General features: G+C 71.2%; 9 protein-coding genes. 4 read left to right on the forward strand and 5 right to left on the reverse strand.

All coding sequences use genetic code 11. The annotated features are described in order from the left end of the window. The first annotated feature begins 83 nt into the window (after positions 1-83). Positions 84-311, forward strand: coding sequence for a hypothetical protein (locus B0I32_RS29755; protein WP_106245366.1), 228 nt, complete (start codon positions 84-86; stop codon positions 309-311). Positions 312-494: 183 nt separating this feature from the next. Here the strand turns inward: B0I32_RS29755 and B0I32_RS59025 are convergent, their stop codons facing one another. The 4 genes from B0I32_RS59025 to B0I32_RS29780 form a co-directional block, all read right to left on the reverse strand. Next, positions 495-2,735, reverse strand: a complete 2,241-nt coding sequence (locus B0I32_RS59025; RefSeq protein ID WP_219912058.1) for a DNA/RNA non-specific endonuclease — start codon at positions 2,733-2,735, stop codon at positions 495-497. 202 nt (positions 2,736-2,937) lie between these two features. Beyond that, positions 2,938-5,346: an ABC transporter permease gene (locus tag B0I32_RS29770; protein ID WP_106245368.1), complete on the reverse strand. Its 2,409-nt coding sequence runs from the start codon at positions 5,344-5,346 to the stop codon at positions 2,938-2,940. Continuing rightward, positions 5,343-6,026 (reverse strand): ABC transporter ATP-binding protein, encoded by a 684-nt coding sequence (locus B0I32_RS29775; protein ID WP_106245369.1) that lies wholly within the window; start codon positions 6,024-6,026, stop codon positions 5,343-5,345. The genes B0I32_RS29770 and B0I32_RS29775 overlap by 4 nt, the downstream gene beginning before the upstream one ends. Continuing rightward, a complete protein-coding gene (locus tag B0I32_RS29780) occupies positions 6,023-6,202 on the reverse strand; it encodes a hypothetical protein (RefSeq protein ID WP_106245370.1) in 180 nt (59 codons plus the stop codon). The genes B0I32_RS29775 and B0I32_RS29780 overlap by 4 nt, the downstream gene beginning before the upstream one ends. Before the next feature lie 29 nt (positions 6,203-6,231). Between B0I32_RS29780 and B0I32_RS29785 the strand changes: the two genes are divergently transcribed. Both B0I32_RS29785 and B0I32_RS29790 read left to right on the forward strand, forming a co-directional pair. Next, positions 6,232-7,539 carry a sensor histidine kinase gene (locus B0I32_RS29785; RefSeq protein ID WP_219912059.1) on the forward strand — a complete coding sequence of 436 codons (1,308 nt, stop codon included), beginning with the start codon at positions 6,232-6,234 and terminating at the stop codon, positions 7,537-7,539. Further along, positions 7,536-8,192 carry a response regulator gene (locus B0I32_RS29790; protein WP_106245373.1) on the forward strand — a complete coding sequence of 219 codons (657 nt, stop codon included), beginning with the start codon at positions 7,536-7,538 and terminating at the stop codon, positions 8,190-8,192. Before B0I32_RS29785 ends, B0I32_RS29790 begins: the two co-directional genes overlap by 4 nt. On the opposite strand, the gene B0I32_RS29795 is transcribed toward B0I32_RS29790, so the two are convergent. Next, on the reverse strand, positions 8,173-8,751 hold the full coding sequence (locus tag B0I32_RS29795) for a TetR/AcrR family transcriptional regulator (RefSeq protein ID WP_219912060.1): 579 nt from the start codon (positions 8,749-8,751) through the stop codon (positions 8,173-8,175). The genes B0I32_RS29790 and B0I32_RS29795 overlap by 20 nt on opposite strands. A 169-nt stretch (positions 8,752-8,920) precedes the next feature. Between B0I32_RS29795 and B0I32_RS29800 the strand changes: the two genes are divergently transcribed. Beyond that, positions 8,921-9,571 (forward strand): class I SAM-dependent methyltransferase, encoded by a 651-nt coding sequence (locus tag B0I32_RS29800; RefSeq protein ID WP_106245376.1) that lies wholly within the window; start codon positions 8,921-8,923, stop codon positions 9,569-9,571. Positions 9,572-10,418: the final 847 nt, after the last annotated feature.

A 10,418-nucleotide genomic window follows, 5' to 3' on the forward strand; every position in this document is an offset into this window, starting at 1 on the left:
CCTTCACCATCCCGCGGGTTCCTGCCCGTACTGGTACGAGACCGGCTGGAGGGTCGATCCCGACCGGGCCGTGCCCGTAGCGCATGGTCATCGCGGTCATCGTCGCCCCCTCCCTCATCGTCGTCATCGTCATCGTCGTCGTCATCCGCCGCGACGAGCAGGACGTCGGCCACAGGTATCGGCTGAGAAGCCGGCCGGTCGGCGGGCGTCGGACCGCCGGCGACAACAAGAGCGACTGCGGCCAGAGACAGCACCCACCGCAATCCGCTCACCACCGCGTCCCCCTCATCTCTCGGCTGCGCCCATCCTGACCAGCGGTGATTGGACCATGGTGAGTCGTACATGAGAACACCCTCATGTGGGTGGTCCCGGCAGCAACGAGGTCGGGTCCGTCCAATTCACTGGACGGACCCGACCAGGACGCGGGCGGTGTCGCTGAGCAAGGGCGGACGTGGGCGGACGTGGGCTCCGAGTCTTTTCAGGCGCCGACCCGTTCAGAGGGTGAGTTGGCTCAGGTGGGTGATCTCCCTCGCTGTGGTGGCCACTTCCATGCGGGCCAAGGGGTCCGCGTCGGCGAGGGTGCCGAAGGACAGCCGGGTGAGATCCTCGATGCGCCGGATCGGGACCTGGTAGGTCTTGTAGGCGCCGTACGAGAACTCCGCGGGAGCGGCTTCCAGACCGTCGATGAGGTGGTCCTGGCTGAGCAGGTAGCCGGTGGCCGAGAGCTCGTCGTCGTGTTTCACCATCACCACGACCTTCCAGTACTGGCGGGGTAGCTGCACGCCCCGGTACGGGTCGTCGTCGGCCGCCAGGACCGGGCCGGTGAAGACAGTGACTTTCAGGTCGCGGGTGTCGGCGTTGTCCAGGATGTAGTCCTCCAGGCCGGCCCAGGTGGTCTGGTTCTGGTTGAAGTCCTTGTGCTGCGGGGTGCAGTTGGTGAAATGGAAGGTGTCGTCGTTGCCGGACTTGGCCACCGCGAGGCTGGCTCCCCAGGCGGGGTCCAGGCGGCGCACCAGGTGGCCCCGGTCGAGGGGGTTGTCGCGGTAGACGTCCTCGCCGGTCTGCTGGCTGTCGGGCAGGCGCGGGTCGAAGATCCAGCGGTCGGGGTCGCGGCGGATGCGCAGGCTGGTCGGGCCGTCGATGTTGACCGCGGTGAAGAAGGCCAGCCGCCGTTGCCGGTTCATCACCACGCTGAAGTGGTGGTAGTTGAGCACGTACGGCTGCCCGTCACCGGCGTGCGGGTCGAGTGCCGCCAGCGGGAGGAGATCGGGGTGCAGTGTGGGCAGCGCGACCCGATGCCCGCCTGGCAGGAAGTCCGGGTCGTAACCGCGGCGACCGGCATAGTCCGGATCTATCTGGATCGCCTCCGGCGCAGCCGCAGCCGGGCCGGCTGCAACCGCCGGGCCAGCCGCCGCCGCGGGACCGGCCGCCGCCGGGCTGGCCGCAACCGGGCTGGCCGCGGTGACCGGCCCGGCGAGGTGAAGAACGACGGGGGCCGTCAGCGTGAGCGTCAGCGGCACCTGCCCGTCGGCCCACCGCCCCGCCACCGTCTCGGCCGGCCAAGTGCTCAAGCCGTCAGCCGAAAGAGCCATACCAGCCGGAGCAGGCGTAACCAGCGAAGCAGGCTGAACCGTCGAAGCGGGCGAAGGCGTCGATGCGGGCCCACCCATCGCAGCCGGCCCACCCATCGCAGCGGGCCCAACCGCCGAAACGGGCGCAGCCGTCGAAGCGGGCGCAGCCGTCGAAGCGGTCACGGCGGACAGAAGGGTGGTGCGTTCGGCGAACAACCGGTCGAGCAGAGCCCGCTGCTCCGGCGGAAACGACTGTCGGCGCAGGGCGCCCAGCAGCCGGCTGATCCGCACCCCTTCGTTGATGATCCCACCCAAAGCGTCGTGCTCAGGCGCGGGAACGGCGGCATGATGCAACGCCACGATCTCCCACTGATCGTTGAAGACCGGCGAGCCGGAGGAGCCCGGCTCGGTGTCGGTCTGGTAGTGCAGGAACGACTCCAGGATGTCGACGATCCGGTTCTCCCGCAGAGCGACCTGCTTCTTCTCCCCACCCGGATGCTGGATGATCGTGACGAAGTCGCCGACGATGGCCTTGCCCTCCGGAGCCACCAGCCGGTTGAACCCGAACCTGGCCAGTTCCCCCGTGGCGTCCTTCACCGCCACCAGCGCGAAGTCCAGCTCCCGGTCGGCGAAGAAGAACCGGCCCGGATCCAGGAAGAAGGCGCGCAGCGGCAGCGGGGTGCCGTCGATGCCGTCCTGGTAGTCGAACTCGACGCTGCTGCGGCCGGCCGTGCCGGCGTCACCGAGCACGTGGTGGTTGGTGAGCAGCAGCTCCGGGCAGACCAGCGATCCGGTGCCGTAACCGGCCAGCCGCCCGTGCGCGTCACGTACGACCACCCGCCCGACCGCTCGCGCCGCCGCCGCTCCGCCTTCCAGGTAGCCGACGGGAAGCAGGTCGTTGGTCTGGATGATCCGCTCCAGCACCGCCACCGCCGCTGTCACGGCCGCCGGGTCCGCGGCGGCGAGCGACACGGGATCGATCGGGTGGATGTCGCGGTAGTGGTGGCTGAGCCGATCGATGCGGGTGGCCACCCGTACCGGCTCATCGGCCCGGACGATCCCGCCCGGCTCGGCGAGCAGGGCGATCTGCCGCCGGCGCTGCTCGCTCCGGCCGGCCACCCGCGCCGCCGCGTCCTCCCGCACCCCGGCGGGCGCTTCGTCCATCACAACCATGCCCTGCCCCCGATCCCCGATGCCCGGCCGGCGCGTCGCCTTCCTGGCAGGGGGCGTTATGCCCTGACCAAGGTCATGAAAGTCTCCTCCAAAGCTCCTTGACCTGCATATTCACCCCTCCACCGCCCGAGAGGGCGTGGTGATCGGTTCTCGCGGGGTCGGTCGTGCCGGGCATCTCCCGCCACGACCGACCTCACAGGTGGGCGAGGGCCTCCCGGACGGTGAGGCGGGAGGCGCGGGTGGCGGCGGCGTCGGTGGCCAGCGCCGCGCCGAGGAGGGCGAGCACGACCCAGATCACCGCCCCGGGGACCGAGATCCGGAACGGGACGGGCACGTTCATGAACAGGTTGCCCAGCCCGGCGCCCAGCAGCCAGGTGAGCGCGACCGCCGGCACGACCGCGGCCACGCACCCGGCGAGCGCCAGCAGGAGCCCCTCGGCGGCGACGATCCGGCGTACGGTCCGCGGCCGGGCCCCGATGGCGTGCATGATGCCGAACTCACGCGTCCGGTCGAGCACGTTGGCGCTCATCGTCGAGGCCAGGCCGATGACGCCGAGCACCCCCAGCGGGACGGCGATGCCCAGCAGGACCAGCAGCAACGGCCCCATGTGTCCCTCGCCGACGGCTTCGGCGCGGCTGACCGAGGCGGCCGACCGCACCGTGATCCCGGCGTCGGCCAGCGCCGTGCGGACGGCCGCCGCGACCGCGTCGCGCGTGCGCTCGTCGTGCCCGCCGGTGTAAACGCGCAGCCGGTCGACCTGCTGCGGCCGTCCCTGTGCGGCGGCCAGCCCTTCCGCGGTCACGTACACGTTGTCGCCGCCCCGCTCCTCGACGATGCCGGCCACCCGCCACGACGTGACCCGCCCCTCGATGAACAGCCGCACGTCGTCCCCCGGCACGAGGGCCGGGACGGTCTTCTTCCTGACCGTCCGGCTGAGCACGATCGCGCCGCTCTCCCCCGGGTGCAGCGCACGGCCTTCGAGCAGCTTCGGGAACGTGGTGACGCCACGGGGCAGCGCGATCAGCGTGATGCGGCCGTGCCCCTGGTCGGGATAGGTCCAGGTGACGGGGAATCCTCGTGGCCCCGCCACCCCCACCGGCATGACGCCGAACCCTTCTGCGCGGGTGACGCCGGGTACCCGCCGGGCCGCCTCGACGGCGGCCTCCCTGGCGGCTGGGGCGGCCAGTTGCACGTCCACGTCCCACGTTCGCCGCGCCGCCTCCTCCCGGGTGATGGCGTCGACGCCGGCTTCGAGCGACATGCCGGCCACGAACACCGCGCCGGCCGCCGCCAGCAGCCCGGTCGAGAGCCAGAACCGGGCCGGTCGCCGCACCGTGTTACGCAGCGCCATGAGCAGCCCGCGGTCGAGGCGCGGCACGCGGCCGAGCCGCACCGCGAGACCACCCGGTTCCGACGCGGCCCCGTGGTGGTCGATCGCCGCACGTACGGTCGTCCGGCTGGCTCTGACCAGCGGCGGCAGCGCCATCAGGGGCGGCAGGCCGAGTCCCGCGACGAGGATCACCACGTACGCCCACCACGGCGCGGCCAGGCTCACCGGCCGGACGCCGAGCGTGGTCAGCAGCGTGCCGAGGAGCGTCCGGCCGATCCAGACGGCCGGCGCCGACGCGATCAGCGTGGCCGCCGCCGCGACCAGTGAGATCATGACGAGGTAGTGGCGCCCGACGGTGCCGGTCCGGGCGCCGATCGCCTTCATGATGCCGAGCTGCGGGATCTGCCGGGTGAACAGGGTGTTGAGCATGGTCGCCACCAGGATCGTGCTGAGCAGCAGCGCCGCGGCCCCACCGGCCATCAGCGAAAGCAGCAGCACGTCGGCCTGCCACTGGTGCGGATGCGCGTACGGCTCGGGCACCTGGATCTCGGCGACCCTCAACCCCTGCTCGCGCCGCAGCCAGTCACCGACCTCGGTGGCGACGGCCACCACGCGGTCGCGTGCCCGCCCTTCCGGGTCGGCGACCTGCACTTTGACCTGATCGAACGGCAGCGCGACGGCCGTCGCCGAGACGTAGCCGCGGCCGCGCTGCTCCTGGGGCGAGGGGGCGAGGCCGGGGTCGTACACGGTGCCGGCCACCCGCAGCCGTACCGGGCCGTCCGGTCCATGCACGGTGATCGAGTCACCGACAGCCACGCCGAGCAGCCGGAGGGAGTCCGTCCCGAGCAGGATCTCCCCGCCGGACGGCGGCCACCGTCCCCGCTGCCCGAGGTCGAACCGCACCATCCGCATCGGATCGTCCGCCGCCGCCACGAACACCTGCAGCGGGATGTCCAGCACGGTCCCGCCGACCTCGACCGCGCCCTCGAACTGGGTCCGCCCGGTCGCCTCCCGCACGCCCGGCCGGGTACGGGCCGCGGCGAGCACCGACGCCATCCGCTCGGGGGTGACGCCCCGGTCGAGCACGATGGTCGCCGAGGCCGGTTCAGTGCTCAGGTACGCGCCGCCGGTCTCCCTGCCGATGGCGGCCCAGGCGCACAGCATGCCCCCGAACACCGTCAGGCTGACCGCGATCGCCACCACCATCAGCACGAACCTGGACCAGCTCGCCCGCAGGTCACGGCGCAGCTTCACGCGTAACAGGGTGCTCACGCCGTCACTCCCTCGTCGGCGACCACGCGCCCGTCCACCAGGACGATCTCCCGGTCCACGACGGACCTGATGTCACGTTCGTGCGAGACCACCACGATCGTGCGTCCCTCGGCGTTGAGACCGGCGAACACGTCCAGGACGGCCCCGGCCGTGTGCGAGTCGAGGTTGCCCGTCGGCTCGTCGGCCAGCAGCAGCGGCGGATCGTTGGCCAGCGCGCGGGCGATGGCCGCGCGCTGCTGCTGGCCGCCGGACAGCGTGGACGGCAGCTTGCCGGCCTGGTCGCCGATGCCGACCCGGTCCAGCAGTTCGAGTGCCCGGTCGCGGCGCCGTACCGCCGGGATCGCGGCCGCGAAGTCCATCGGCAGCATCACGTTCTCGGCCACCGTCAGCGTGGGCAGGAGCTGGAAGAACTGGAACACCAGCCCGACGTTGCGTCCCCGCCACTCGGCCAGCGCCGACTCGGACAGCGCGCCGAGATCGGTCCCCGACACCCGCACCGTCCCCGCCGAGGGCCGGTCGATCCCGGCGAGCAGGTTGAGCAGCGTCGTCTTGCCGCTGCCCGACCGTCCCACCACCGCGACGAACTCCCCCGCCCCGATCGACAGGCTGAGCCGATCGGCGGCGACCACCTCGCCCTCGCCCAGGGGATAAGCCTTCACCACGTCGGTGATCTCGATCATTCGTGAGCTCCCTTCGGCGCACCGGCAGGTGACGCGCTGCCGCCGTGGTCGGGAATCCGATGGCTCAGGCCGCCACCGCCGATGAGCATTCCGGCGACGACCAGCAGGACCACGATGGCCGCCGCGATGCCGGCCACCCTCACCCAGCGGGCCGGGCCTTCGCCCGTTCCGGTCATACGCCCCACTCCTTCCGTACGCCGGTGTCATGACGGGCGATCACGCTACGAGCGCCGCGCACCAGGCCGAAACACCCCGCGAGCGGGTCTTCGGCCTCCCCGTTCCGTGGACGGCGATCCCCTCGCAGGGGGACTCCCCTGGGGAGGTGCGGGGTTACGCTGGCCGTGCCATGTCCTCGACGGCCATCGCCCGCTCGCGGGCCCTGCTCGACGCCGCTCTCGCGGCCGCCGTGTTCGCCGTGTCGCTGCTGCTGCTCGCCCACGACGGCCCCTTGGCGATCCGGCCGAACAGCCGCGGGCTCGATCCGTTCGGCATCGTGCTCGTGGGCTGTGCCGCCGTGCCGTTCCTGCTCCGGCGGCGTTTCCCGCTGCTCGTCTACACGGTGGCGGCGGCGGTCAGCCTGGTCCTGGCCTGGTTCGGCTATCCGACCGGCCTGCTGCCCGGGCCCATCGCCGCCCTCTACCTGCTCGCCGCGAACGCGGGATGGACGCTGCGCAGCGCCGCCGTGACCGCCGGACTGCTGCTCGCCTACCTCGGCGCCTCCGCCGCGGGCACCTTCCCGGTGATCGGGCTCGTGCACACCGCCCTGCCCTGGGCGGCGGCGTGGTTCGCCGGCGAACGGACCAGGCTGCGCCGCCAGCAACTGGCCGAGCTGCGGCAACGCGCCGTGGACGCCGAGCGCGAGGCCGAGGCCGAACGCCGGCGAGCGGTGCGGGAGGCCGAACGGGAGCGGCGGCTCGCCGTCGCTGAGGAACGGGCCCGGATCGCCCGCGACCTGCACGATTCGGCCGGCCACGCGATCAGCCTGATCGCCGTGCGCGCGGGCGCGGCCCGGCTGCGTCAGGACGGCGACGCGCGCGCCCTGGAGGCGATCGAGGAGCTGGCCAGGCAGACCGTCTCGGACATCGACCAGCTCGTCGGCTCCTTACGCGAGGACGACCAGGAACCTGCCACTCCGCCGGGGCTCGCCTCGCTCGACACGCTGATCGCCCACCACCGCACCGCCGGACTCCGCGTGGCGCTCGACGTCACCGGCCCGGCCAGGCCGCTCGGCGCGGCCGCCGACCAGGCCGCGTACCGCATCCTCCAGCAGGCCCTGGCCAACAGCGCCCGCCACGGCACCGGTGACGCCCGCGTCGAGCTCGACCACACCGGCCCCGACTTCGCGCTCACCGTCACCAACCCCGTGCACGGCACACCTCGCCGGGCGAACGGCCACGGAGTGATCGGCATGCGAGAGCGAGCCGCCCTGGTCGGCGGAACCCTCGACGCCACCAGGCTGGAGGGCGCCTACCGCCTGCACGCCCGGCTCCCCTACGGAGGATCCCCGTCATGACCCGCGTACTGATCGCCGACGACGACCACCTCATGCGGGCCGGCCTGATCGAGCTGCTCACCGCCGACCCCGGCATCGAGATCACCGGCCAGGCCGCCACCGGCCGCGAAGCCGTCGAGCGGGCCGGCCGGCTCACCCCCGACGTCGTGCTCATGGACGTCCGCATGCCCGACCTGGACGGCATCGCCGCCACCCGGCAGCTCTCGCGGACGGCGCCGGACGTGAAGATCCTCATCCTCACCACCTTCGAGCAGGACGACTACATCTTCGGCGCGCTGCGCGCCGGCGCGTCGGGCTTCCTGCTCAAGCGCGCCCGTCCGGAGGAGCTGATCGCCGCCGTGCACACCGTCGCCGCGGGAGACTCCCTCCTGTCCCCCTCGGTCACCCGGCGCGTGATCGACCGCCTGGCCCAGCAGCCCGTGCCCGACCTCGCCGGCCAGTCCCGGCTCAGCACTTTGACCGTACGGGAACGCGAGACACTCGAACTGATCGCCAAGGGGCTGTCCAACCGCGAGATCGCGGCCGCCCTCGTCGTCGAGGAGTCGACGACCAGGACCCACGTGAAGCGCATCCTGATGAAACTCGGCCTCCGCGACCGCGTCCAGGCCGTGATCTTCGCCTACGAGAACGGCATCAACCACCCACGACCGTAACCGGGCCGGACCCCGCGCAACCGTCCGGCGGTAATGCGAGGCGCACGCCGGGAGTCACGGCCGCGCGGAAGGCGGCGTCCAGTTCGGCGGGCGAGGCGCTGGTCGCGCCGTCCACCCACGCCCGCATCAGCCCCATGAACGCCCCCACCACGCAGACCACCAGCAGGTCGAGCTCGGCCGACGGACGGGCGCCCGCGGCGACCAGCTCGTTCCTGACGGCGGCGGCGAGCAGCTCCTCACCCCGGGCCTGCACCAGCCCGCCGCTTCGCCGGCCCAGCAGCGCCCGCACCAGCCGTTCCTGCTCGCGTACGTGCTCGAACATCGGCCGGCTGAACGCGAACAGTTCCCCCGTCTCCCCCGCCGCCGGCAGCCGATGGAGGAAGGCCAGCTCGTCGAGGTTGCTGAAGAGCACGTCCTGCTTGTCGGTGAAGTGCGCGTAGAAGGTGGAGCGGCCGACATCCGCGCGGGCGATGACGTCGGTGACCGTCACCGCGTCGTAGCCCTTCTCCAGAATCAGCTCCACCAGCGCCTGCTGAACGAGCCGCCGCGTGCGTCGCACCCTCCGGTCCCCGGACACTTTCTCGCCCTCTGTTCGGTACGGCACACCACATCCGATCTGCTCGTTGACCCGCGCTCGATGCCGAACGCATGCTTCATACCGAACACGCACGCCATCACGAACGCATGCTTCATACCGAACACATCGTACGGAAACGGAGCGAACCACCATGGGACTCGGCAAGCTGCTGCACGGCCACCACGAACATGCCGACGAGGGCGGCACCATCGACCGGCCGCGCGCCTACGAAGCCTTCGCCACGATCGGTTTCCTCGGCGCCCGCCGCGCCACCTTCACCCGCCTGGCCACCGCCGCCCGCCCCCGAGCCGGCGACCGCGTCCTCGACGTCGGCTGCGGCACCGGCTACCTCACCCGCATCTTCTCCCCCGTGGTCACGCCCACCGGCCACGTCACCGGCCTCGACCCGTCCCCGGCGATGATCGGCCACGCCACCGACCGGGCTCCCGCGAACTGCACCTACGTCGTCGGCGAGGGCCAGAACCTGCCGTTCCCGGACGGCTCGTTCGACCTGGTGGTCTCCAGCCTGGCCGTCCACCACATGCCCGCCGACGCCAGACCCGAGGCGCTGCGGCAGATGTTCCGCGTGCTGCGCCCGGGCGGACGCCTGCTCATCGTCGAGTTCCGCCCACCGGCCAACCCGCTCGCCCGGCGCATCATCGGCCTCCTCTCCGGCCCCGCCATGCGCCACGACCCCCAGGACCTGCTCGGCACCCTGATCCCCGACGCCGGCTTCCAGGTGGAAACCGAAGCCCACCTACCCCACCTGCTCTACTACGTCCGCGCAACCCGCCCCGAGTGACCAACACCTGCACCTCCGGCAAAAACCCCATCCGCGTAACACGGGACAGCGGCCAGAACCCAGCCCTCCCATCAACAGCACCCCACCTGCTCAGATGGCTACGGAATCTGAAACGGACGTCCTCACCGACCTTCTCTCACCCACGCCGCCCACCAGCGCAACATCGACACCCCGCTCCTGCTCTCCACAGTCCCCAGCTCAGTCTCCACATGTGCAGCATCGGCGGGTCATAACCAACGAGCTTGGCCTGGCAGATGTACCGGAGGTGCGCCTGGTGGCCATGGAGCATCGTGGCCCCTCGTGGACGAACGATGACTGGCCACAGTTCGAGATCTTGGACTACGTGGCTGATCAGGCGTGGGAACGAGTGACAACCCATGGCCACGAAAGTTTTTACGACTGTCCAAGGGCACGCGGCCATGAATTGTTCGCATTCCCCCACCCCAGCGACGAGGATTGGGAATTGGACGACGAGGAAGAGTCGGCCCGAAGGCTGCCGCGGATCAACCGTTACATGCGTGAGTCGTACGGCCGCGCCTAGATCACAGGTCTATGCCGCTGTCGTTGCGTTCCTGCGGAGGAGCGGCGAGGTCAGGCCGGTGGTTCAGGAAGATCTTCGAGGACGCTGGACTGAGTGGTCCCCAGCTTCGATTGATCAAGGGCGACCGATGATCGCGGGCCGGGAAAGCGGAAAGCCCGTCACCTCGGAGAACTCTCCAAGTGACGGGCTTTGCCCAACCGTCGGGACGACAGTGTGCTGGTTCAGGACATAGGAAACCCATGTCGCAAGACATAGGAAACTTCAACAGAGTGTGTCTCGGGACATAGGCAACCATCGCGGTCATGA

Origin of the sequence: Nonomuraea fuscirosea (genome assembly GCF_003001935.1) — a bacterium.
GTDB classification, from domain to species: Bacteria; Actinomycetota; Actinomycetes; order Streptosporangiales; family Streptosporangiaceae; genus Nonomuraea; species Nonomuraea fuscirosea.

Excerpts from the sequence above, each read along its gene's own strand:
- B0I32_RS29785 (WP_219912059.1), top strand. The coding sequence starts at position 6,232 with ATGACGGGCGATCACGCTACGAGCGCCGCGCACCAGGCCGAAACACCC.
- B0I32_RS29755 (WP_106245366.1), top strand. The coding sequence starts at position 84 with ATGGTCATCGCGGTCATCGTCGCCCCCTCCCTCATCGTCGTCATCGTC.
- B0I32_RS29790 (WP_106245373.1), top strand. The coding sequence starts at position 7,536 with ATGACCCGCGTACTGATCGCCGACGACGACCACCTCATGCGGGCCGGC.
- B0I32_RS29780 (WP_106245370.1), bottom strand. The coding sequence starts at position 6,202 with ATGACCGGAACGGGCGAAGGCCCGGCCCGCTGGGTGAGGGTGGCCGGC.
- B0I32_RS29800 (WP_106245376.1), top strand. The coding sequence starts at position 8,921 with ATGGGACTCGGCAAGCTGCTGCACGGCCACCACGAACATGCCGACGAG.
- B0I32_RS59025 (WP_219912058.1), bottom strand. The coding sequence starts at position 2,735 with ATGGACGAAGCGCCCGCCGGGGTGCGGGAGGACGCGGCGGCGCGGGTG.
- B0I32_RS29775 (WP_106245369.1), bottom strand. The coding sequence starts at position 6,026 with ATGATCGAGATCACCGACGTGGTGAAGGCTTATCCCCTGGGCGAGGGC.